Source organism: Cysteiniphilum sp. QT6929 (genome assembly GCF_030035755.1).
Taxonomy (GTDB): Bacteria; Pseudomonadota; Gammaproteobacteria; order Francisellales; family Francisellaceae; genus Caedibacter; species Caedibacter litoralis.
In genome coordinates, this window is record NZ_CP103983.1 from 2,254,112 (window position 1) to 2,278,677 (window position 24,566).

A 24,566-nucleotide genomic window follows, 5' to 3' on the forward strand; every position below is an offset into this window, starting at 1 on the left:
CTTAATTGTGTTGGCTAGGACTAATATTTACCCATAAATGCTCACCGTACCCTGAGCATCAGTTAAAGCGATGCACTGAGCATCCGTCGAAGTGGGTAAACTTGGGGAAATCACACGCTCATAGAGGCTTCGACTTACGCTCAGCCAACGTTTACACAATCAAAGTGGGCAGAATGGTTATAGTCATTATTTTTTATCAGGATGATAATACTTGGGGGTAAAGTTAATCCCATATTTTACATACATCCACATTTTGGAGACAAAGGCTTGTAGCTCAGGTGGATGCATACTTAATACATACATTTTCTTAATCATGGCCTCTGTTGGATTGACGTTGGGGTCTTTGAATAACTCATTCAAATATTGACTGTTATCAACAACACCATTGGGTTGATAAATATAATTACTATTCATTGCCGCAACATAAGGATCCATATTAAAGTTCAAAAAAGCATAGGCAGCATCAAGATTTTTGGCACCCTTAGGAATCATCAGCATATCAAACCAAATATTCGTTCCTTCTGCGGGTAATACGTATTTTAAGATTTGATCGGGATTAATGTCTTTAGCGCGCTCAACTGAACGGACAACGTCACCTGAGTAGCCCATAACGACGCATAAATTACCGGCAGTAAAGTCATTTTGATATTTGTTGCTGTCAAAATATTTGATATAAGGGCGCACATTTTTTATTAAATACAGCGCTGCTTTTTCATAAGCTGCCTTATCGGTAGTATTAGGATCAATGCCAGCATAGTAAAAATAATTACCAAATACCTGCTCGGGCTCATCAAGCAGTGAAACACCACATTTGGATAGTGTTTTAAGATAAATGGGATCAAATAAGTATTTCCAGCTGTTTGGTACAACAGGATGACCAAAGACTTTGGCGACTTCTTTGACGTTATAGGCAATGCCTGTTGTGCCATAGGTATAGACAATAGCATAATTATTACCTGGATCATTAATCTCAGAAATCTTATCATAAATGGCTTTATTGCGATGTGCCCAGTTGGGTAGTTTGCTTTTATCAAGCTGAATGAGCGCATGTGATTTGATCTCACTTGGTAGGTAAAGTGCACCTTGTTCAATAACATCAAACCCAGAGGCACCAGTCATGACCTTGGCGCGTGTCATATTGTCATCGGTGGTATAGCTTAAACGCACACGGGTATTAGAAAGCTTGCTAAAGCAGGGGATAAGATCCGGTGACATATAATCTGCCCAATTTGTAAAATTAAGCGTTTGTTTGGTTTTAAATGGGGTGATGGGTGAGCTTAATAATTTTTCATTACATTGAAAATCAGCAGCAGATAGTAAGCCAGAACAGCCAACAAATAGTGCAACAATATATGAAGTCTTTTTAAGTTTCGTCAATAACATAACAAAGCCCGTAAAGTTATAAAATTAAAATATTAGGCTATTGTAGCGATAAGTGATAGCACTTGATAGAACTTATTGTTTGTTATGCTGTTGAGTGAAAACATTTAGCAACTAAGTGATTTCAGTGGTGCTAATTAGGAAATTAATCTGATTGGAGCGGGAAACGAGGTTCGAACTCGCGACCCCAACCTTGGCAAGGTTGTGCTCTACCACTGAGCTATTCCCGCTTGAATATGGCGCACCCGGAAGGATTCGAACCTCCGACCGCCTGGTTCGTAGCCAGGTACTCTATCCAGCTGAGCTACGGGTGCGTATTGAGTTTTCAACTGTTTCGTGAAAACGAGGTGCATGATAGTGCTTTGCATCACCCCTGTCAATGTCAAAGTAAAGATAAATTAAAAATATTTGGCTTTTTTTGCTTTGAAATTAACAGCTGTTTTATTGTTGATCATTGCTGTTTAAACTTGCGCCACTAAACGCAGTTGATTCAGCACTTTGGTCATAATACTAAGTGCCTCTGTTAGTTCATGCTCACTAATATTTAAAGGACATAATAGACGCAAAACATGTTTATGACTTCCCGAGCTTAATAAAATCAATCCATGATGTAATGACTGATCAATAAAGCGCTTTAGCATCGTTGGGTTGGGTTGATTATTATGATCAACAAATTCAATACCAATCATCGCACCAAGCCCTCTGATATCACCAATAAAGTCACAGGTTTTCTTATGTTCATTGAAAAAGTCACGTAATACTTGACCAAGATGCATAGCTTGATCAGCAAGATTTTCTTCTTTAAATATTTCAAGAGAAGCAAGTGCTGCGGCACAAGCAATAGGATTGCCTGAATTAGTACCTCCCAAGGAGGCTGTGGGCATGTCTTTGAGCAGGGATTTTTTGATGGTTAGTGCACTTAATGGTAAGCCTGAAGCCAGTGATTTACCCATTACCAAAATATCGGGTGCACAATGATAATGCGACATCGCAAAAAACTTGCCGGTGCGACAAAAGCCACTTTGGATCTCGTCAGCAATCATCACGATGCCATGCTCATTGCAAAGGTGGCGCAAATATTGCATAGCTTCAATACTTGCCGGCATAAAGCCACCTTCGCCAAGCTCAGGCTCGATAATGACCGCAGCAATATCCTCTAACGCAACCTGATTAGCAATTAAATCATTGATTAATGATTTAAAGTGATTAAGATCACAATGCGTGTCAGGGTAGGGCAGACGATAGATGTTATTAAAAAGCTCACCAAAACCCTGTTTATAAGGTTTGACTTTGGCAGTTAAAGACATGCTCATAAAGGTTCGACCATGGAAAGCACCATCAAAGCAAAGCACGGCTTGGCGTTTCGTGGAGAAGCGCGCAACTTTAATCGCATTCTCAACTGCTTCAGCACCACTATTGCAAAGCATTGTCTGCTTTGCAAAGTCACCAGGCGTTAAGGTATTTAAGGCTTGTGCAAGCTTTAAGTAAGGTTCATGAATCATCACATGAAAGCATGGCTGGATGAATTCATGTGTCTGCTTGGTGATTGCTTCAACCACTTTGGGGTGATTATGTCCGATGTTCATAGCACCAATGCCTGCGGCAAAATCGACATAGGTTTTACCATCAACATCAGTTAAGGTCGCGCCTTGTGCCTTTTTAACACATAGCTTGGTATTATTACCAAGTGCTTGAGGAATCTCGCTTTCACGTAGATGCCATAATGACTCGTTATTCATCATAACCTCGATTATGCATTGACATTGGTGCTTTCAAAGATCTTATCCGCAGAAGCTGCTACAAATCCTTGATAAAGCTTACCGGTATGATCTGGGTAGCGTTTAGCAAATTCATAATAGCAGCATGGAATTTCTTTCGTGCCCTCAGTAAACTCCACTTTAATCATGCCTGATTTAGTACTTGATTGCTCAAGCAAATCGCGTGGTGTGCCTTTGACTTCACCGCCTGAGCTATTTAAATCAAAGCCGTGTTTTTTAAGGAAAGTATTGACTTCATGGACTTCATCAAATTGATCTAATGCATTGATGAAAACGGTAAAGTGATTCGCTCTAAAGCCAAAGACATAGAACCATGCTGCATATTCGGATTCAGCTAATAGCTTTTGGTAAACTTCATGACTTGGTTTGCCCCAAGAGTTGCCAGATAGTAATAGCTTTTGAGGATGATCAAGCAAGTCTTGTGGGATTTTGTTAATGCATTCATTAATGGTTTTTTGTGCGAAAGGACTTAACTCTTCAAGTAACAACTGGCTGATAAATATCTTGGGCTGTGATGTGTCGCTACATTCATAATGCTTGGCATAAAGTTTCTTGGCTTCAAAATGATAATCACCATTTTCAAAATAACCTTCATCAATAAAAGGTTTAGCTAATACGTCAAGATTAATGCGCGGGTCATTAATCGTGCGTAGTGCGATGTGGTCATTAATCACTTGTGCATTATGATCACAAAAAAGATCATAAATTTTTTGCACATGTGGGTTTGTGTCAACGTACTGTTGCCATAAGTCTTCTAAAATGATGATATGTGACATAGTTATTCTCCTACTCTGTAAGTGAAAATTTGATTCCTTGCGCAAGAGGTAACTCCTTGCTCCAATTCATAGTAACGGTTTGGCGACGCATGTAGGCTTTCCATGCATCAGATCCAGCTTCACGCCCGCCACCAGTGTGTTTTTCGCCACCAAAAGCGCCACCAATCTCAGCACCTGATGTACCAATATTGACATTGGCAATACCGCAATCACTACCGGCATAAGATAGAAATTGTTCAGAATGATCAATACGTTGCGTGAAAATGGCAGATGATAAGCCATGATCGACTTGGTTGTTGATTTTAATTGCATGCTCAATATCATCAAATGGCATCACAAAAAGGATAGGGCAGAAGTTTTCTTGATTAACAATATCCCAGTCAGGTTTAGCCTCAATGACTGTCGGCTCAACATAGTTGCCTGGCTTATTAATCACATTGCCACCAAAAAGGACATTGCCACCCAACTCTTTAGCGCGAGCAACTGCTTTTTGATAAATACCAACAAGATTTTGATCAATCAAAGGTCCCATAAGGTTTTTAGTATCTAATGGATCACCAACAGTGATTTGCTTGTAAGCATTTTGTAAGCGCTTGATAACATCTTGATAGATGTTCTTGTGCACCAATAAACGACGTAATGATGTACAGCGTTGTCCTGCTGTGCCAACTGCACCAAAGACAACGGCAGGAATCGCTAATTTTAAATCAGCAGACTCATCAATGATTGCGGCATTATTACCACCTAATTCAAGCAGTGATTTACCAAAGCGCTCAGCAACACGCGCGCCAACCTCGCGTCCCACGGCAGTAGAGCCGGTGAAAGACATAAGGGCTATGCGCTCATCAGCAACCAGTGCTTTAGAAACATCAACACTTTTTGAAACCACTGATGTGAAGACATTCGGGAAGTCATGTGCTTTGATTACGCGATCACAAATCTCTTGAATTGCTAAGGCACAAAGTGGTGTTTTTGGTGAGGGATTCCAAACAACTGTATTACCACAAATTGCGGCAATAAAGGCATTCCATGACCAAACAGCAACAGGGAAGTTGTATGCTGAGATCACACCAACAACACCAAGTGGGTGCCATTGTTCAAACATGCGATGATCTGGGCGCTCTGAATGCATTGATTTGCCATAAAGCATGCGCGCTTGACCAACCGCGAAATCAGCCATATCAATCATCTCTTGTACTTCGCCATCACCTTCTTGTTTGGATTTACCCATTTCAAGGGATACAAGGCTGCCTAATTGGTCTTTATGCTTTCTTAGCTCTTCACCAATTAAACGTACCAATTCAGCGCGTTGTGGCGCTGGGATCTTACGCCATTTTGTAAACGCATCTTGTGCTTCACTAATGGTTTGCTGTAAATGTGACACACCTAAGCTTGGCACTTTAGCCAATAACTTATTATTGGCAGGGTTGAAGCTTTCAATATATTCGCCGGTGTTGTGCTTGGCAGCATATTGGCTTAGTTGTTCTGTGTAGCTTGTCATGCAAGTCATTGTGTTGTGTTCTCCGATTTTCGTTTATTACATTTAGATATATTCTCTTTTGCTTGGATTAGTGCCAAGCTCAGGCTTTGGGTTGTCAGCGCAGTTATCTAAAAAATTATAGCGATAGTAGTGCCCGAAGCGATTATCCATCATTTGCGTTAAAGTGATATCTTCTTGCTTAGCAAAACCTGCTTTAAAATGCCCTTGTTTTAATGCAAGGTCAATAGTAACACATAGACCGCATGCTGTTGTTAGTTGCAAAGCACTCCACTTTTGCCCAAAGGCTTCTTGTGAGTGGTATTTCTTAGCAAAATGACGCTCACTATAAACGCCATTAATTGTGCCCTCAACAGAAACATAGACTAAGACCACATCGTCTTCAACGCGCGGAATAGCATTGTTGAATATCTCGCATAAAAGCTCTTGTTTGTCCTTAAGCTTAAGATCGTTGATTAAAAAGCGTAACTTCTCACAGTGCCCTGGGTAACGCACACTTTTATAGTTAATATTGCGCACTTTGCCTTTGTAGGTGTCTTTGAGTGAACCAATACCACCTGAGGTATTAAATGCTTCATACGTTAGCCCATCAATTTTAATTGTCTCAAGATCATCAAGTGGCTCGATCGTGACATTTTTGAAATCTTCAATCGCTTCACACGGCTTGACATATTCATTGATCAAGCCTTCAGTTGACCAGGTCAGTGCATATTGCAATGGATGACTGATATTAACCGGTAATGCTCCTACACGCATTTTGACCGTTTCAGCTTCATCGAAAAGCTTAACGAGATCATTAGTGACAACGCTGATAAAGCCAGGCGCTAGACCGCATTGTGGCGCAAAAACTTTGTCGCTATTTTGCGAAAGTGTCTCAACATATTTTGTTGTTTCGACATCTTCAGTTAGATCAAAATAGTTAGTATCACAAGCTTTTGCCATTTCAGCTACTTTTTTGGTTAAAAAGTAAGGAAGAGCTGCGGCTAGTGCCGTAATATTGTGCTCTTTGATATACGCTTTAACATTGTCTTCCTTCATAATGTCCAATACGCAGTGCGTTAGGTTATGCGCATGCTTACCAAGGGTTAAAGGCTTTCTATCGGCTTGAATATCAGCAATATGCACATGATAATCACCGCTTGATGCAAGCATAGCACCTGTAAGTAAGCCTACTCTACCACTACCAAATATAAGTATATTGATCATTAGAATCCTCCTTTTGCTTTGTATTTACGTTGCTTACCTTGAGTTTAAAGATAGGCTGTTTTAATGTTTTTGGTTAATAAATTTCATCTAAGCGCATCCGTTTCGCTGAAATAGTTATTAATGATACCTAAATGATGAAGTTATTTTACATATTGATAGTATTGTTGCAATCAAAATCCAGCAGAATTTTATAAGCTTTTTTCGTAAAAGCGCCTTATCTTCACTATGCTAAGAGCAGTGTTTGTTATTTGAACTTTTTTATGCATAGACGTTTGGGTTTTTCTTTGGTCATTATGTTGCTGTTGCTTATCACAATACATGGGCTTTGGGTGCTTTATGGCTATGCTAAGAAATATCCTGAGAATCAATTAAATAAGAAAATCATGATTGAGGGTGTTGTTGCTAGTTTGATTGATCGTGATAAAGCGGTCAGTAAATTTCTGTTTGCAACAAAGGATGGTTTGATTCGCTTGAGTGTTTATCCAAATAAAAACCTAAAACCATGGCAGTTAACGCCCGGTTCGCGTTGGCGCTTACATGTTAAATTACAAATGGCAAAAGGCTTTAGTAATCCGGGTGTTTTTAACTATGCCAATTGGCTTAAACGTCAGCAAGTTAAGGCAGTCGGTTATGTGAACACAACTGAAAAAGCACAATTTCGCGGGATAGATTATCGCTATTTTGTTGAGCGCTTGCGTTATCGGATTGAACGCATATTGCAAAAAACGATTAAAGATACACAATCAAGAGCATTGGCTAGTGCATTATTAATTGGCAATAAAAATGAGCTTACGCTTGAGGATAAGCGCCTTTTTCAGCAAACAGGCACATCGCACTTGATTGCGATCTCAGGGCTTCATATCGGCATGATTGCATTATTTGCTTTTTGTTTATTACGCGTTTTATGGTCTTGCTCAGTGCGCTTATGCCAGTGGTTGCCAGCGCAAAAGGCAGGATTGATTGCCGCTGTTATCAGTGCCTTTGGTTATAGTTTATTAGCCGGTTTTGCAATCCCTACGGAACGCGCTTTTATTATGGTGCTTGTTTTTTCTGTTGGGCTTTTTATCAATCGCAAGATCAATAGCTTTTATTTATTGCTTGTGGCGGGTGTTATTATTATCTTGTGGCAGCCTTTGTCGTTATTTGAACCAGGATTTTGGCTGTCGTTTATGGCAGTTTTCTTTTTAATTATAATTAATCGCAGCTTACTATCACTTGCTAAATTTAAGCGCTATCTTTTGATTCAATTATTATTAATGATTCTGCTAATTCCGCTGACTATTTTCTGGTTCCAAGGTTTTAGTATGGTTGGTGTTATTGCCAATTTGCTTGCAATTCCGTGGGTGAGCTTTCTAGTGGTGCCAAGCTTGTTTATTAATCTGCTGTTATCATTATTCGGCATAAATCTTTGGTTTATCAGTGCGTATTTAATTCAACTTTTAGTGCTATGGCTTAATTTCTTACCTATTGATATGTTGTTCTTTTATTGGCATAGCATCTCAATGTTAGCGGTGATTAGTGCAGTTATTGGCTTAACGTTGCTGCTTTTCCCTTTACCATGGTATTTGCGTGTATTAAGTATTGCACTCTTTCTGCCGATTTTCCAAAAAGCGCGCTTATCTTCAGATGTGGCGTTTAAAATGACCGTTCTTGATGTTGGGCAAGGTCTGGCAATTGTGATTCAAACGCCAGAAACGGTCGTTGTCTATGATACCGCGGGAAGTGACGGCAAAAAGTTTATCGTTGCTGAGCAAACACTTATCCCTTATCTTAAACATAAAGGTATTCATCATATCGATACACTCATTATTAGTCACAAAGATAAAGATCACAGTGGTGGTTTGCAGCATGTGCTTAATGAATTTACGGTAACGAATATATTCAGTAATGAAAAAATCAGTGATGTGAATGCAGAGATTTGTCACGAGGGTTTACAGTGGCAAGTTCATGGTGTGAGTTTTGAATTTCTGACTGCCAATCATCTTAAGGGTAACAATGGTTCTTGCGTGTTAAAGGTGAGTTTTAATGATCAATCCGTTTTGTTAACGGGTGATATTTACAAAACAGCTGAGCGTTATCTACTTAATAATCATCGCAGATTACTGCCATCGACTATTTTGCTTGCACCGCACCATGGCAGTTCAAGTTCGTCATCTAAAGTTTTTATTGAAGCAGTGAGCCCTAAATATGTTATTTTTAGCAGTGGTAAGCATGATGGCTTTAAACATCCGCATAGTGAAGTGGTGCAAAATTATCAAACTGCAGGTATAAAAATATTAAATACCGCACAAAATGGTGCAATCACGGCTATATTTAAAGATAATGGCGAGTTGGTGATAGAAACAAATAAAACTGAAGAAGAGTAAATAAGTGGAGTTGCGCATTTTTTAAAAAACTATGATTTAGAAACACCCCGTCAGTCTGCGACTGCCACCCCTCTTGCAAAGAGGGGAATTGGGCAATCGTGATTTTATATTCCCCTCTTAGAAAGAGGGGTGCCGAACTTGTGAGGCGGGGTGTTGAAATAGAAAAAATGTGGGGCTCCAGATAAAACAAAACTAAAATAAAAAACTGGAGAGCAGGTGTGAAAAGAATATGGCATATTGCAGTTGGGGTCGTGCTGTTGCTATTGTTAATCATTAATACGATTATTTTTGGGGCACCGGTGATTATATTGTCATTGTTAAAGTTAATTCCGCAAAAGGCATGGCAAAATACGGTGGGAAAAGTGTTAATGTTCTTGGCAACGTCATGGATGACAATTAACAATAAAGTCAGTTTATGTCTTTTACCAACAAAATATATTGTCAGTGGTTATCAAGATTTTAGTATGTGTCGCTCATATTTGATTTTAAGCAATCATCAAAGTTGGCTTGATATCGTCGTATTACAGCAGGTATTTTTAAATAAAATTCCCTTTGCCAAGTTCTTTATGAAAAAAGAGCTTATCTATGTGCCAATCATTGGTATTGCTTGTTGGGCGTTGGATTTCCCGTTAATGAAACGCTATTCAAAACACTATCTTAAAAAGCACCCTGAGAAAAAAGGTCAAGACCTGCTTGAAACAAGGCGTGCTTGTCAACGCTTTAAAAATCGCCATGTATCGGTTGTTAACTTTGTTGAGGGAACGCGTTTCACGCTACAAAAGCATGTCAAAGGTGGTAAGCAATTCAAGCACTTATTACAACCTAAAGCAGGTGGAGTGGCGCTTGCGTTAGATGTCTTGGGTGATAAGATCAAAGGGGTTTTAAATGTGACGATTGTTTATCCTGACAATTTCCCGAGTTTCTGGGATTTCCTATGCGGTATTATTAATGAAGTGCATATCCATATTGAATTGATTGAGCCAGAGGATATTCCGTATCAAAATTATTACCAAGACGATATAGCCAAGATGCGCTTTCAAGCTTGGATTAATGAGTTATGGCAGCAAAATGATGTCATGATGAGTAAAATATTAGAAGATAAATCACTTAACATTAACAACACAAAACAGTAAGATGTGCGCCATAATTTGGACGAACCCACTGTTACAGGTGTCAAATGTTAATTAGTAAGCCAAAGAGTCAAGAGATGTCAGAATTAGAATACAAAAGATATATGTGTGTGGTATGTGGTTGGATTTATGACGAGGCAGAAGGCTGGCCAGAAGATGGTATCCATCCAGGCACCAAGTGGGAAGATATTCCGGATGACTTTGAATGCCCTGATTGTGGCGTCGGTAAAGAAGACTTTGAGATGATGGAGATCTAATCATCATTCATTTCAATAAGCCGATCTTTGAGGAAGTCGAGGTTGATGGCTTAGTGTTTATTATTAAACGCGATGATTTAATTCATCCGCTGTTCTCAGGCAATAAGGCTTATAAGCTTTATTGGCTTGTTAAGTATATCAAGCGCAATCCACATATCAAAAAAATCGTATCGTTTGGCGGTGCGCAATCCAATTATATGTTGGCATTAGCGCAATTTTGCGCTTTATATAAGTTATCTTTTGAGTATTGGTTAAAACCATTGCCCAAAACACTGAAGAATATGCCGTTTGGTAATTATAAAGAGGCATTGTCACTTGGGATGACAGCACATTGTACTGATCAAGCATTAGCTTTAGCAAACATCAAAAGTCATTATAAAGAAGATTCAGATACCTTGTTTTTAGCACAAGGTGGTGCAGATGCTCGTGCTGAAGAAGGCTTAAAACTCTGTGCCATGGAAATTAATGATTATCTTACATCACGCAATATAAGCCAAACAAGTCAAGCGAGTATTGTTATTGCTTCTGGTACGGGAGTGAGTGCCTTGTATTTACAACAGCATATTGATCAGGCTTATCAAGTTTATACCGTGGCTTGCGTTGGTGATAAGGATTATTTATATGATCAAATGAATGCGTTGTCTCAAGGAAAATGGCGTTTACCAACAATACTATCACCTTTAAAGAAGTATCACTTCGGCGTTTGCTATCCTGAGCATTTGGCAATGTATTATAAGCTTAAAGAACAAACGGGCATTGAGTTTGACTTGTTGTATGACCCATTAACGTGGCAGGTAATGCTTGAGTGTTATCATGAATTGCCCCAACCCATTATCTATCTGCACTGTGGAGGTGTTAGTGGTAATGAGAGTATGCTTAAACGTTATTATCGATTATCTGTGCAATAATCAGGCTGTTGTTGTTAACGGATTATGGCTAATCTCGCACATTAGATGAGCTTATTTCGTTTTTTACTAAATTAAGCTTAAAAAACACTATTTTTTTCGATAACGTACTTGCGCAAAAAGCAACTGTGGGCTAGCTTTCTAATTACAAAAAGCTCAAGCGCTTATTGTGCCACCAACCAATATGAAATAATAAAGATAAAAAAGAGGAGAATAGTTATGGATATTAAGCAAATTAAAAAAATGAGAAAACAAAAAGGTTTCTCGTTAATTGAATTATTGATTGTGATTGCGATTATTGCGATTTTAACCGCAATTGCAATTCCAATGTATACCAGTTATACAGCTCGCGCAAAAACAGCTGAAGCCTATTCATTTATCGGTTCAGATAAAACGTATGTCGCTGAGCAGATTAACGCTAAAGGGATTACGAGCGGTACTATTTCAGGATTAGCGACAACAGGTGGTACCAAGACGGGTAAATATGGTGAAGTAGCATCAAATGCAGCAGGCGTGATCACCTATACATTTGGTACAGCTGCAGGTAGTTTAAATGGTAATACATTATTCTTTACCCCGTCAGTCGGAAGTGCAGGTGTAACTTGGGCATGCTCTTCAACAGGGACTTATGACTCAGCTCCTTGTGATGGTATCTAACTTTAAATAGCCGTCTGATATAAAAACGGTAAGATAAATAATAAAATAATCAACACAAAACAAAGTGCCATCACTAATAGATGGCATTTTTCTTGTATTCTATTTTTATTCTCTTGAGCATTCTTCATAAGCTCAGGCATAAAGGATAGTAACAGTCCCATAGCAAACACTAAGCTAAATTGACTTAATTGTAGTTTAAATATATTGCTTACTAGCGCATGCGTCATCCCGGCTAATACACTGGCAAAGGCAACAAAATATAAGGCCGATTGTTTATGACTCGGCATATATTCACACGCACGACGAAAAGCACGCAAACCAACGAGTAGAAAACACATCAGTCCAATAACACCCCACTGGCAGGCAATGGTGAGGATAATATTATGCGGATAGTCTTTAAGATAATACAACGCATTTAATTCACCAACACCAAGTAGTGGGTAATGTGCAGCTAATGCCAGCGATTTTGCCCATAAGCTCCAGCGATCCTGGTTGGCAAAAATATTGCGTGCGAGTACCGTCTCACCACCAACAATGTTGTGAATTATATAAAACAGTAGGGCGCCAATAATAACTGCCAAGACTTGCCAACCAAGAAAACGTATCAGTATTTTATGATTTAAAATGCCAAGTATAATCGTGATAACAATGTACTCGAGAATTAAAGCGCGTGAGCTATGTGCGATAACGACAAACCAAAGAGACGCCATGGCAATTAAGCTTAATACTTTAAATCCACGACTATAATTATGACTTAATAACGGCAAACATAAAATTGGCAAAAACCAAGTAGCAAAGTGATCGAAAAAACGTGGATTAGCAAAGTTAAATTGACGCAAGAAAAACTCAGGAAAGTTAAACTGTGCAATTTTCGGTGGGAAATAAAAGTGTGCCAGTAACACATTGAGTATCAGCACAAATAAGTAGCTAATAGCACAAATAATCACAACGCCAATAAGCCAACGAACATGATCGGGAAATCGACTAAAATAATGCGCTAAGAATAGCACGCTAAGTAGCAGTGTGATGTCGATTGATATGCCTTTAAAAGCAGTCGCCGGATGAAATGCTAAGCTTGCTGAGATAATACCAATGCAAAAGAATAAGATGATCAGACTTTTAATCCAAGTAGAAAGTGCATTAAATGTCGCTAAAATGCCATTTCGTGCATCATGACTTGCGGTAAATACAATTAAAATCACAATCCAACAAAAAAGTGCGGTAATCCCACGCCACACATAGAGCATTAATGTGTTTGCCATTGAGATCTTCACCATGCCAATTGGGTTCCAAAACACCAGAATGAGTCCAATAAGCATCACGCCATAGATGAAATGCTCGGTGTTATTGGATGAAAGAAGCTTTTTGTTTAGCATATTGTATATTTCCTGTCTTATGTTCCTACTTGTTTTTACTTATTGGAGTTACGCACTTTTTCTATTTCAACACCCCGCCTCGCAAGCTCGGCACCCCTCTTGCAAAGAGGGGAATATAAAATTACCGTTGCCTAATTCCCCTCTTTGCAAGAGGGGTGGCAGCCGTAGGCTGACGGGGTGTTTATAAAGTCATAGTTTTTCTAAAGTGCGTAACTTCAGTTACTTATTTAAAATTGTATATGCCTTGACTTAGGTGTAAGTTGGGGCCTTTATAAGCTAAGCTTTCTAATAATGATGAGTTAGTACCTATCCCCTTGCGGGATTGCTCGTACAGCTTAAGCTGTACGGGTGAGGGGCGATTAAAGCTCAACTTATTCCTAATCCTTTACCTTAAATATACCCTTCGACTTACGCTCAGGGTACGGTTATTTTAATTATGTTTACTGTTTTTGGGCTTAAACAAAGCAAATCCGAACCAGCTAATGCTTGCCAGTATGATTCCAAGGATCAAGCCGATAATCACGCACCCGGTAATTAATGGCATAAAAATACTGTGGATATGTGTGATCATCTGATGCCACTCAAAATGATCTTCATGAAAAAGTGGTGTTTTACCTAAAATAAAGCAACCAAACAAATAGGCACCATACATCATTGGCAACATAGTAATGGGATTGCTGATCCATACTAATGCAACGGCAATAATCAAGTTAGCACGTAGAAAAAGTGCCAAAATGGCGGCAGGCACCATTTGAAATGGCATCGGCATCATACACATAAAGCCACCAATAACACAGGCTTTGCTGACACTGCTTTTATCAAATTTCCATAAGAAATTATGATGCATGTGTTTGTGTAAAAAGCGCAACCATTTATGTTCTTTCAATTCCTCTTTGCTGGGCAGCCATTTGCGCTTCACGATGTATTTCCATTATTCATAAACTTCGGAAATCATAGCAAAAAGTGATGATAAAAGCTGTTGAACACCGGCAAAAAAATAAAAAATCTATCCGCGATGCCAAGATCTCTTTCGTGCAAAAAATCTTGATTAAAATGACTTTTTTGTGTATTTTGTTTTGGTTTTTTGAAGTGGATCATGCAAAGTTATGATCGTGTTGTGGGTCTATGTGTTAAACACATTAACGTAATGTAGAGAAAAATGATTATTACTCAAAATGTTTTCTTGATTGGGCCAGTTGGTGCTGGCAAGAGTACAATAGGTCGTCAATTAGCAAGCGAGCTTAAGCTTGATTTTGTCGATTCAGATCGTGAAATTGAGCAACGTTGTGGCGTTGATATTGATTGGATTTTTGATATTGAGGGCGAAGAGGGCTTTAGAAAAAGAGAGCAGGAAGTGCTAGGTGATTTAGCGACTCGTCAGGGTATTGTTTTGGCTACTGGTGGGGGTGCGATTATTCTGCCTGAGAATAGAACGCTTTTGTCATCACGTGGCAAAGTAGTCTATTTGCAAGCCTCAATTGAGCAACAATTAGAACGTACAGCCAAAGATAAAAAGCGTCCATTATTACAAGTCGATGATAAGGAAGCGCAATTGAAGAAATTAATGGCAGAGCGTGAGCCGTTATATCAAGAGATTGCCGATATTACCATTGAGACAAGTGAAACGACCGTGCGCAATGTAGTGCAAAAAATCACAAATCTATTAATGGAAGAGGCGGTGTGATCACCGAGGTTGTAGTTTCTCCTAAGGGTAAGCCAAGTTACCCTGTCATGATTTCGCCTAATATTGACTTTACAAAACTTATTTCCTATATCAACAACAAAGAAGTGTTGGTTGTCACCAACGCCACACTTGCTGATTTGTATTTATCACAATTGGATAAAGCCATTAAAGGTGAATGTTTTAAATATGCGCATTGTATTTTAGCCGATGGTGAAGCGTATAAAAACAGTGATTCTTTAGATACGATCTATCAACATTTGCTTGAGCGTAATTACACACGTAACTGTGTGCTTATTGCGTTAGGTGGTGGCGTTATCGGTGATATTACAGGCTTTGCAGCGGCTACGTATCAGCGCGGTACCAATGTTATCCAGATTCCAACGACTTTGTTATCACAAGTAGATTCTTCGGTTGGCGGTAAAACGGCAATTAATCACCCACTGGGTAAGAATATGATTGGCGCTTTTTTTCAGCCGCAATTGGTGATGACGTCAACGCAATTTTTAAAGACTTTACCTCAACTTGAATTTGCCGCAGGCATGGCAGAAGTGATTAAATATGGCTGTATTATTGATGCGGATTTCTTTGCATGGCTTGAGCAAAATGCTCAGCTATTAATAGCGCATGATCCAAATGCATTGATCTATGCGATTGCCAAAAGCTGCGAGCTTAAAGCACATGTAGTTGGTCTTGATGAAGAAGAAAAAACGGGTGTGCGTGCACTTTTAAATCTTGGGCACACCTTTGGACATGCCATTGAATGTTGTCAAAACTATCAAGGGTTAAAGCATGGTGAGGCGGTTGCCATTGGCATGGTAATGGCGGCAGAATTATCACAATCTTTAGGGTTTGTTGATGAATCGGTTGTTCAAAGAATACGCGCGCTACTGCAGTGCTTCTTACTACCTGTGGCGTTACCAAAAGGATTAAGTCAAAAACAGTTTATCGCCACAATGTTACGTGATAAGAAAAATACCACAGCAGGTATCACACTTATTTTGTTAGATGCGATTGGTCAGGCAAAAGTAGATAAATCTGTCTCGGAGAGTGATTTATCAGAGTTCTTATCAAGATATGTTGATTGATTTGTATTCTGGATGGCTTTGGATGCTGTCGTTAGGCTATAAATTATTAGAAAAGCCTTAAATAATATTTGACATCAGGTGTCCTTTAGCTAGAATAGCACCTGTTCTCGCGATGCGAGAAGCTCAATTTATCATTCACACGAGTTTGTGTGCCAGAGTGGCGAAATTGGTAGACGCAGTGGATTCAAAATCCACCGGTGGCAACACTGTGCCGGTTCGAGTCCGGCCTCTGGTACCAAAAAGATTTGCTAAATTAAAATTTTGAATATCCGTTATGCCATTAGACTATTTGTTATTTACTGTCATAATGGTTAAAAGAATTTGATATCATCAGTAAAGTCAGGACGTTATGGTTACAGACGAGCAAACAATCTCAAAAAGCCAGGCTGATAAGGCAGGAAAAATCCTGAGAAATCATGTAACAGATGAAGCTTTACAAGCACTATCTAACTGGAGGGCAATGCATGCACAGCCACTAAGTGTCGCCTATAAATTGCTAAAGCAGAAAGCTAAGATTTTGAATAAAGGTGCTATTTTGAGCCAACGACTTAAGAGGACTCCTTCTATTACTGCAAAGCTGCAGCGCTATTTAGAAATGAAACTCAGTAGAATGCAAGATATAGGTGGTTGTCGATGTGTCTTAGCAAATAAAGAACAAGTATTAGTGCTTGCTAATGAACTTACAAAAAAAGTAATGAAAATTGAGAAAAACTACTTCGACTCGCCAAAGAAATCAGGTTATAGAAGTTTGCACTTAAGCTATAAATATAACCCAACAAAAGAAGAAAATGCTAAATATCAAGGTTTGACGGTAGAGGTTCAATTAAGAACAAAGGTGCAGCATGCTTGGGCAACTGCTGTGGAAATTGTAGGGCTTTTTAATCGAGAGATGTTAAAAGCAAGTACAGGTAATGAAAAATGGTTAGAGTTTTTTGCCCGAGTATCGGATGAGTTTGCCAAGATGGAACAATTGCCAACGACAGGACTGTTTGGTGATAATAATGTTGATCAAATAATTAAACTTGACAATGAACTTAATGCACTAGCTACTTTATCAAAATATAGAGTAACGACACAATTTATAGACAAAAAAGCACCAAGTATTGGCGAGTATTATTTACTTATTTTGCAGGATCAAGAAATTAAAATTCAGCCTTTTACAAAAAATGGTTATCAAAGGGCGGTTGAAACTTATTTAGCTCTTGAAAAACAATTTAATGATGATCGAAACACAGATATTGTTTTAATTAATGCGCAACCTCTGAAGGAGCTTAAGAAAGCTTATCCAAACTACTTTGCCGATAGCCATGAATTTATTAGACTGGCAAAGCAAACCATCAAAAGGTGAAGGTTGTTGGGCTAAATCTTATAAGGAAGTTTGCTTGTCATTTTTGACGAATCTTGCGTTATTCATAATAATGAAACCTCAAACGGTCAGTTGAGGATAAAACAATGACAACACAATGGGATGTTAAGCGCTATACAACACAACATAATTTTGTCACCAATTATGGGTATGAGGTGGTTGAGTTATTGGCGCCTCAACAAAATGAAGTCATATTAGATTTAGGTTGTGGTAATGGTGAGTTAAGTTACGAAATTTCCAAAAGAAGTCATAAGGTTTATGGCATTGATTTTGCGCAGTCAATGGTTGAGCAGGCAAATAAAGATTATCCACATATTGAGTTTACACAGCACAATGCCGAGTTAGCTTTTCCTTTTGCCAAAGAAAGTTTTGATGCTGTTTTTTCTAATGCCGCCCTTCATTGGATGCACAATGCCGACGCGGTGATTAAAAATATCAAAGAAGTGTTAAAGCCAAATGGACGCTTTGTTTTTGAGATGGGTGGTAAAGGTAATGTTAATAATGTGCTGACTGCGATTGAAAAAGCTGCTAAGTCATATGGCATAACAAAGTTTAGTGCCTTTAATTTTTATCCCTCAATCGCTGAATATGCGACATTACTTGAAAGTAACGGTTTTCGTGTGAGTTTCGCTGTTCATTTTGATCGCCCGACCTTACTGCAAACAGCTGAGGGCCTACGCAATTGGGTAAAGATGTTTCGCAATGATGTCTTAAGTCAGATTCCAAATGACAGTCATGAAGATTATTTAAGCGAGGTTGAGTCGTTGGCAAAAGGCGCACAATATCAGGATGGTCAGTGGTATGCTGATTATGTACGCTTACGCATGGTGGCAATCAAACTTAAGTGATTAAAGTCCAAAAACACCGTAAAAACTACTGCTGTACCGAGTTAAATCCAGTAAACTGTGCATGGATAAATTATTTTGATTTTGGTAGTGGCTGTTATGGTAAAAGCAGAGATTTTAATGAATATAGCAGCACACGAAAAGCGGGTTGCCGTGATCGAAAACGGTGTGTTGCAGGAAGTGCATTTTGAGCGTGAGAATCAGCGCGGTATTGTTGGCAATATTTATAAAGGGAAGATTACGCGGGTTTTACCTGGAATGCAGGCTGCGTTTGTTGATATAGGGCTTGAGCGCTCGGGCTTTTTGCATGTTTCTGATGTTATGCCGATTGCTTCAGATGAAAGTGCCGGCATTGACTTAAACAGCAAAGAAGCTGATGTGCGTCATTGGCTGAGAGAAGGGCAAAGTATCTTGGTGCAAGTGCTTAAAGACCCATTAGGTAGTAAAGGTGCACGTTTAAGTGCGCATTTGTCATTAGCGTCGCGCTATTTAGTGCATATGCCAGATTTAGATCATATCGGTATTTCTTTGCGCATCGAAGCCGAGGAAGAGCGTGAGCGTTTGCAGCAAGTCATGAAAGAGGCGATTGGCTCTGATTATCCACGCGGATTTATCATTCGCACGGTTGCTGAGGGCTTATCTTCTGAGGAGCTTAGAAAAGATATTAATTTCTTGCAAAACCTATGGCAGGACGTCGTCGATTCAGCCAGTACTGTGACAAAGCCTGGTGTTGTTTATCAAGACTTAAGTCTGCTTATGCGTGCTTTAAGAGACTTTGCCAATGATAAGGTTGAGCGCATTCGCATTGATAATATCGATATGTATAGTGAGCTATGTCGTTTTAGTGATAAATTTGTGCCTGGAGTACGTGAGAAACTGGAGTTATATAGCTCAAATACACCAATCTTTGATATGTATGGTGTTGAAGAAGAGTTATCACGTGCGCTTGAGCGTAAAGTACCATTAAAATCTGGTGGGCATATTGTTATTGATCAAACTGAAGCTATGACAACGATTGATGTCAATACCGGTGGTTATGTCGGTATGGTCAATCTTGAAGAGACAATTTTTAAAACTAATTTAGAGGCCGTGCGCGTTTTAACAAGGCAATTAAGACTAAGAAATCTTGGCGGTATTATTATTGTTGATTTTATTGATATGTCTGAGGAAGAGCATAAAGCTCAAGTTTTAGAAGCACTTGAAAAGGCGTTGGAGCTTGACTATGCACGTACGACATTTTCACCGCTATCAGAGCTTGGCTTGGTTGAGATGACGCGTAAGCGCACGCAGGAAAGTCTGGCACAGTTTTTATGCGAGCCTTGCCCAATGTGTCAAGGAAAAGGTCGCATTAAATCAGTACAAAGCATTTGTTATGAGATTTTTCGCGAGATTAATCGTGAGGCAAATGCCTATCAAAGCAATGGCTTTTTAATTGTTGCTGCAAACTCGGTAATTGATGCTTTGCAGAATGATGAATCATTTGGTTTGGGTGAGTTAGAGATTATTATTGGTAAACCCATTAAACTTCAGCCAGAATTAAGCTATGCTCAAGAAATGTATGATATCGTGCTAATGTAATTATGGATCTAATGAGCAGCAATTTATGAAAAGAAGAATATTTATATTATGGTTAAGTTCAGTATTTGCTACTTTTCTTATTGTTGCGTGTATTGTTGGCTATGGTGTTTTAAGACTTTTACCTGCTTATCAAAGCTCGATTGAAGATGTGTTGTCAAAGGTAACGGGCTCTAGTGTTTCTTTAAAGGTAGAGTATGCCAGTTGGCATGGGATCAATCCTGTGATTGAAGTCAGAGATGTCAAGGTTAAAGATAGAGGGTTTTCTCTTAATATTCCTAGAATGACTGTGCATATTAATGCGTGGCAGTCGTTAATGAGTTGGCGCTTTGTGACCAAAAACGTCACTGTGGCAGCACCCAAGCTTGTCTTTTATTCCAGTGACAAAGGCTTCGATTATCGAATGTTGCAATCTTTATCAGTCGCGGAGATTGATGAAGTAGGCACTCGCTTGTCAAGTATCTTGGATTATCTATTACAGCAAAATAATCTTGAATTGCAGAATATGCGCGTTGATGTTTTTAAGAACGATAAGTCATTAGCAGAGCTTATTGTTAATGCAAATTATCAGCAGAGAACGCAAGCAAAGGGTGTTTTACGTTTGACACTACAACCGCAAAAAAAGCGTGATGAAAATAGTCAGCCTAGTCAAATTGATATTGTTTCTGTTGTTGAAGAAAAAGACGGAAAATACTATTTCGATAGTACCTTAAATGATAAGCATAATGTCTTGGCAACCTTAATTGATAACGTGACACAACAAGTAAAAATATCTCAGCTAATCGATCATCAGTTGGCATTGTCAGTGGTCAGCTCAGTTAAAGGATTAGATTCAGTGATGATCATGGGTGAATTATCAAAAGCTGAGTTTAAAACCAGTCAATTAGATGAGTCAATATACAGTAATATCGTATTTAATCTTAGATTATTTCGTTATCAAAATCGTTTTGTATTGGGTGCTAATCCGTTGTCTTTTGTGACGAATCATAAGCGATATACCTTCAGATCAGCTCTTTTTTCATTAGATCAACACCGTTTAGTGATGAATATTCCACGGCTTGATTTAGCGGATTTCTCGTCATTAGTACAGATGGAAAGCAGTGATTGGCGTAAAAACATAGTGCTCTCTGGCGTACTAAGCGATGTGAGCTTTAGTTTTGATCTTCAGGACTTTAGTTTAAGTGGTATGCAATTAAAGGCGCATTTTAATGATCTAGGCATCGCTAATAGCGATCATAATGTTGACTTTAAAGGTTTAAGTGGCAACGTTTGGTGGCGTGAGAATCATGTAAAACTAAGCATAGACTCGCCAAATTTTGATATGGCAGAGAATCATATATTTAGTCGTGATTGGCCTGAGCTTGCAGTTAAAGGAAATGTAGATATTATCAAAGAGTCTTCAAAAATCCGCTTTGTGATTGATAATTTAGCATTAACAAATGCGAATATTCATTTTACGACTAAAGGTTCCGTTGACGTGCCATTAACTGATCCTAAAGACTTTAATCTTGACCTTAAGGGTGAGGTAAATGGACAAAACCTCACAACTGAATATCAAGCCTTTTTGCCGCAAAAAGGAATCCCTAAACCGTTGTATGATTGGTTAATGCAGTGTTTATATGGTGCTAAAAAACTAGATGCAAGCTTTGCAATAAATGGCATTGCACGCAAAATTCCATATCCCAACAATGATGGCATATTTAAGATTGATGCGACGATTCAAGAGGGTAGTTTGTCGCCTTATTTTGGTTTAGGTGTCGCTCATCAAGTTATGGGGGCTTTGCATTTTGATAATGAGGTATTTACTGCTAAGGTTAATGGGGGATTTTTAGCTGGCATTCCGATCAATAATGTTGATTTGCAGATTGATAATATTGCGCCGGATGTGCCAGCGACTTTTGATATCAATGCAGATGTTGCCACCAATAGCCAACATGCCTATGCATATTTAGCGCAAACGAAATATGGAACCTTGGCACAAGAAATTAATCAATATGCTGAGTACCAAGGGGACATTAATGCCAAGCTTAATATTGATATTGCTCTGGGTGATCATACAAAAAAGGATCGCTTTACAGGTAAAGTTGAGCTTAAATCGGGTGTTGTTGATATTAAAAAACCGCTGTCTAAATCACTTTATGATGTTAATGCTGAAGTGCTGATTAATAATCAGACGCTCAAAATTCAAAATCTTTCAGGATTTTTGAATAGGAATATACCTTTTAATGTCAAGGGTATGGTAGATGTTGCGGATATTGACAATCCGAGTATTAAACTTGAAGGTGGAGCATCTATCGCATTTTTGCCTAGATTCAGTGCTGAGCGATTAGATTATGGGATATATCATGTGATGCAAGGCGTGTTGCCATTTGACTTTGCGATTAAAGGCAACATCAATGAAGGTATTTTGCAAGTGAGCTCTAATTTACTGGGTTGGCAAAATAACTTGGGTGAACCACTAACGAAAAAAAGTTTTGAATATACGCCATTGTTGTTAAAAAGCACATGGCAAAAAAATCAATCAGCAAAGAAGATAGCCTCATGGCATCTTAGTAGCAAGTTGGATATCAAGCATCAGGACAAGTTAACCATAAGTCTTAATGTCAATGATAAGGGTGTTGTATCTGATGTTGGCTTATATGGGCAGCTATCAACAATAAGTAGCCAGCTGATAGTCAATGCAATGCAAAGTATCAGTAGTGCTGATATTCTAAATGTAGCAAATAAAGAACAATGGCAGCAGGTTTTGCACTTAGATGTGCCGGTGGTTGATAAAGAATTGAGTCAAACAGGATGTTTTGTGATTGCAAATTATAATGACTGTGTTTATCGACAGCTTAATCAGTTACTGCGCCCAAAAGTGAGGCTCAGCATTGATCAGTTAAACCTTTTTGGGAGCAATTACCAAAATGTCACTTTGCAGACCAATAGGGCGCATAACTATACAAACTATATTGCACATGGAAAGCCGCAAAAATCATTGGTTATCAGTGTGCCTGATGCGTTAAGTGAACCGATTGAAGTCAGTGCAGATAATTTATTTTTTGCCTTGCCACAGAAGGAAAAAGAAACTGAAAATAAAAATAATAAAAGCAATGTAAATAATACGAATGACTTTATGACGATGTTAAACACATTATTATCATCTGATGTGCTACGTAAAACGCCCGATATGAATGTCAAGCTGACCAACCTGCAAGTAGGTGGTTACTCGATCCCAAATTTTCTAATGGCAACAACGGTTAGAGGAGGGGCGTTATTGATTCCGGTATTATCTGCCTATGATCCAAATGCCAAGTTATTAGCGACAGCGAAGCTTTCCTCGTATGGTAGTTATATTCATGCCAATGTCTTTTCATTAAATTGGGGTAATATGCTGCATAATTTTGGCTATGATGACTTCTTAAAAGGCGGATCTGGCAATGTCCAAGTGCAATTAAGCTGGTCAGATCTCATGCCAAACGTTTCGGCTATTTCAGGTAAGGCAACGGCTGATTTACTCAACGGTGTTGTGTTGTCGATTGATTCAGGGATTGCTAAATATATTGGTTTATTAAGTTTGGATTCATATTTCAAACGTTTATTTATGCCTTATGATGATTTTGAGCATCGTGGGATGGCGTTTAATAGTGTGATTGGTGCTTATACGCTTGATAATGGTTTAGCAAAAAGTAACCCTTCAGTGATTATTGATACCCCTAGCTTTGCGTTGGTGGTGACAGGTGATGTTGATATAACTAATAAACAGTTAAATCAGCGTATTAAATATCAGCCGCATTTCTCGGGAACAACCGCGGCAGTGGCAGGTGCTATTGGTGGTCCTGTTGTGGCTTTTGCGACTTACTTAGGCACAAAGCTTTTAGGCAATACGGTCTTTAAAAATATTGGTTTAATAAGTTTTGATGTGACGGGTAGTTGGGATAAACCAAGTCTTAAACAGGTTCAGTAATCACCCCATAAAGCTTGTAATATGGCGATAATTGCCAAAGGTGCAGTTTCTGTGCGTAGTATTCTTTTACCAAGTCGTATGCTGTGGCAGTCGTTTTTTAGTGCAAGCGCCTCTTCATCATCGCTAAAACCACCCTCAGGGCCGATATAAATAGCAAAACGTTTAGCATTTGATTGCTGTTGATAGCGATGGCTAATTGTCTCATTGCTATAAGGCGATAGAAATAACTTAATATCCGCATCGATCGTTAATGCATCAACTAAAGTTTGAGGCGTGTTAACTGTAGGCACAAATACACGAGCTGATTGCTCACTGGCACTTATGGCAATTTTCTGCCAATGATCTAGTTTATGCGCTATCCGATCCTGATTAAGCTTATAATCAACGCGTTCAGTCAGCATTGGCGTAAGTTCATTAACACCAAGCTCGGTGGCTTTCTGAATGACTGTTTCTAACTTATCGCCTTTAGACAGAGCCTGAAAAAGATGGATATGAATGGGTGATTCATTGTGCTTTTCAGTTTTAGATAATATCTGAAGTATCGCTTTTTTAGGATCTGCATGACTGATTTCAGCAAGATACTCAAGCCCATCAGTATTATTGAATAAAATAACTTGATGACCCTGTTTATGCCTTAATACACGAATAAGGTAATGACTTGTTTCAGCAGAAAGGGTGATCGTTGCGGATTGCGCCGAAATCTCAGGGTAAAATACACGAGAAATTCTCATAT

19 protein-coding genes and 3 tRNA genes are annotated in these 24,566 nt (G+C 38.8%); 12 read left to right on the forward strand and 10 right to left on the reverse strand.

Annotated features, from left to right (window positions below):
• Positions 1-186: 186 nt before the first annotated feature.
• The 7 genes from NYP54_RS09860 to NYP54_RS09890 all read right to left on the reverse strand — a co-directional run bounded on the left by NYP54_RS09860 (position 187) and on the right by NYP54_RS09890 (position 6,638).
• Positions 187-1,383: a polyamine ABC transporter substrate-binding protein gene (locus NYP54_RS09860; protein ID WP_283156361.1), complete on the reverse strand. Its 1,197-nt coding sequence runs from the start codon at positions 1,381-1,383 to the stop codon at positions 187-189.
• Between the two features lie 152 nt (positions 1,384-1,535).
• Positions 1,536-1,610 (reverse strand) — tRNA-Gly (locus NYP54_RS09865).
• 7 nt (positions 1,611-1,617) lie between these two features.
• Positions 1,618-1,694: transfer RNA gene (locus NYP54_RS09870), tRNA-Arg, on the reverse strand.
• A 147-nt stretch (positions 1,695-1,841) separates the two neighbouring features.
• A complete protein-coding gene (locus tag NYP54_RS09875) occupies positions 1,842-3,122 on the reverse strand; it encodes an aspartate aminotransferase family protein (protein ID WP_283156362.1) in 1,281 nt (426 codons plus the stop codon).
• A gap of 8 nt (positions 3,123-3,130) precedes the next feature.
• Complete coding sequence (locus NYP54_RS09880) at positions 3,131-3,934, reverse strand: DUF1338 domain-containing protein (protein ID WP_283156363.1); 804 nt, start codon at positions 3,932-3,934, stop codon at positions 3,131-3,133.
• A 10-nt stretch (positions 3,935-3,944) separates the two neighbouring features.
• Positions 3,945-5,435 (reverse strand): aldehyde dehydrogenase family protein, encoded by a 1,491-nt coding sequence (locus NYP54_RS09885; protein ID WP_283156364.1) that lies wholly within the window; start codon positions 5,433-5,435, stop codon positions 3,945-3,947.
• A 42-nt stretch (positions 5,436-5,477) separates the two neighbouring features.
• Positions 5,478-6,638 (reverse strand): saccharopine dehydrogenase C-terminal domain-containing protein, encoded by a 1,161-nt coding sequence (locus NYP54_RS09890; protein WP_283156365.1) that lies wholly within the window; start codon positions 6,636-6,638, stop codon positions 5,478-5,480.
• A 260-nt stretch (positions 6,639-6,898) separates the two neighbouring features.
• On the opposite strand from NYP54_RS09890, the gene NYP54_RS09895 reads away from it, so the two are divergent.
• The 5 genes from NYP54_RS09895 to NYP54_RS09915 all read left to right on the forward strand — a co-directional run bounded on the left by NYP54_RS09895 (position 6,899) and on the right by NYP54_RS09915 (position 11,953).
• Entirely contained in the window at positions 6,899-9,004 is a 2,106-nt protein-coding gene (locus NYP54_RS09895) for a DNA internalization-related competence protein ComEC/Rec2 (protein ID WP_283156366.1), read from the forward strand.
• 218 nt (positions 9,005-9,222) lie between these two features.
• Entirely contained in the window at positions 9,223-10,137 is a 915-nt protein-coding gene (locus NYP54_RS09900; RefSeq protein ID WP_283156367.1) for an acyltransferase, read from the forward strand.
• Between the two features lie 74 nt (positions 10,138-10,211).
• The gene (locus NYP54_RS09905; RefSeq protein ID WP_117003344.1) at positions 10,212-10,391 is read left to right on the forward strand and encodes a rubredoxin; all 180 of its coding nucleotides are present in this window, start codon (positions 10,212-10,214) and stop codon (positions 10,389-10,391) included.
• 53 nt (positions 10,392-10,444) lie between these two features.
• On the forward strand, positions 10,445-11,299 hold the full coding sequence (locus NYP54_RS09910; protein WP_283156368.1) for a 1-aminocyclopropane-1-carboxylate deaminase: 855 nt from the start codon (positions 10,445-10,447) through the stop codon (positions 11,297-11,299).
• A 216-nt stretch (positions 11,300-11,515) separates the two neighbouring features.
• A complete protein-coding gene (locus NYP54_RS09915; RefSeq protein ID WP_283156369.1) occupies positions 11,516-11,953 on the forward strand; it encodes a pilin in 438 nt (145 codons plus the stop codon).
• Between the two features lie 2 nt (positions 11,954-11,955).
• Here NYP54_RS09915 and NYP54_RS09920 read toward each other — a convergent pair whose 3' ends face one another.
• Together NYP54_RS09920 and NYP54_RS09925 are read right to left on the reverse strand one after the other, a co-directional pair.
• Positions 11,956-13,329, reverse strand: a complete 1,374-nt coding sequence (locus tag NYP54_RS09920) for an O-antigen ligase family protein (protein WP_283156370.1) — start codon at positions 13,327-13,329, stop codon at positions 11,956-11,958.
• 430 nt (positions 13,330-13,759) lie between these two features.
• Positions 13,760-14,248 carry a DUF2062 domain-containing protein gene (locus tag NYP54_RS09925; protein ID WP_283156371.1) on the reverse strand — a complete coding sequence of 163 codons (489 nt, stop codon included), beginning with the start codon at positions 14,246-14,248 and terminating at the stop codon, positions 13,760-13,762.
• Positions 14,249-14,488: 240 nt separating this feature from the next.
• On the opposite strand from NYP54_RS09925, the gene aroK reads away from it, so the two are divergent.
• The 7 genes from aroK to NYP54_RS09960 all read left to right on the forward strand — a co-directional run bounded on the left by aroK (position 14,489) and on the right by NYP54_RS09960 (position 23,833).
• Positions 14,489-15,013, forward strand: a complete 525-nt coding sequence (aroK, locus tag NYP54_RS09930) for a shikimate kinase AroK (RefSeq protein WP_117003305.1) — start codon at positions 14,489-14,491, stop codon at positions 15,011-15,013.
• On the forward strand, positions 15,010-16,098 hold the full coding sequence (gene aroB, locus NYP54_RS09935) for a 3-dehydroquinate synthase (protein WP_283156372.1): 1,089 nt from the start codon (positions 15,010-15,012) through the stop codon (positions 16,096-16,098). The genes aroK and aroB overlap by 4 nt, the downstream gene beginning before the upstream one ends.
• Positions 16,099-16,249: 151 nt before the next feature.
• A tRNA-Leu gene (locus NYP54_RS09940) sits at positions 16,250-16,336 on the forward strand.
• Between the two features lie 111 nt (positions 16,337-16,447).
• Positions 16,448-17,446 carry a RelA/SpoT domain-containing protein gene (locus NYP54_RS09945; RefSeq protein WP_283156373.1) on the forward strand — a complete coding sequence of 333 codons (999 nt, stop codon included), beginning with the start codon at positions 16,448-16,450 and terminating at the stop codon, positions 17,444-17,446.
• Between the two features lie 104 nt (positions 17,447-17,550).
• On the forward strand, positions 17,551-18,312 hold the full coding sequence (locus NYP54_RS09950) for a class I SAM-dependent methyltransferase (protein WP_283156374.1): 762 nt from the start codon (positions 17,551-17,553) through the stop codon (positions 18,310-18,312).
• A gap of 96 nt (positions 18,313-18,408) precedes the next feature.
• A complete protein-coding gene (rng, locus tag NYP54_RS09955; protein WP_224742223.1) occupies positions 18,409-19,887 on the forward strand; it encodes a ribonuclease G in 1,479 nt (492 codons plus the stop codon).
• Between the two features lie 25 nt (positions 19,888-19,912).
• The gene (locus NYP54_RS09960; protein ID WP_283156375.1) at positions 19,913-23,833 is read left to right on the forward strand and encodes an AsmA-like C-terminal region-containing protein; all 3,921 of its coding nucleotides are present in this window, start codon (positions 19,913-19,915) and stop codon (positions 23,831-23,833) included.
• Here NYP54_RS09960 and NYP54_RS09965 read toward each other — a convergent pair.
• Entirely contained in the window at positions 23,827-24,564 is a 738-nt protein-coding gene (locus NYP54_RS09965) for a 16S rRNA (uracil(1498)-N(3))-methyltransferase (RefSeq protein WP_283156376.1), read from the reverse strand. The genes NYP54_RS09960 and NYP54_RS09965 overlap by 7 nt on opposite strands.
• Between the last annotated feature and the right edge of the window lie 2 nt (positions 24,565-24,566).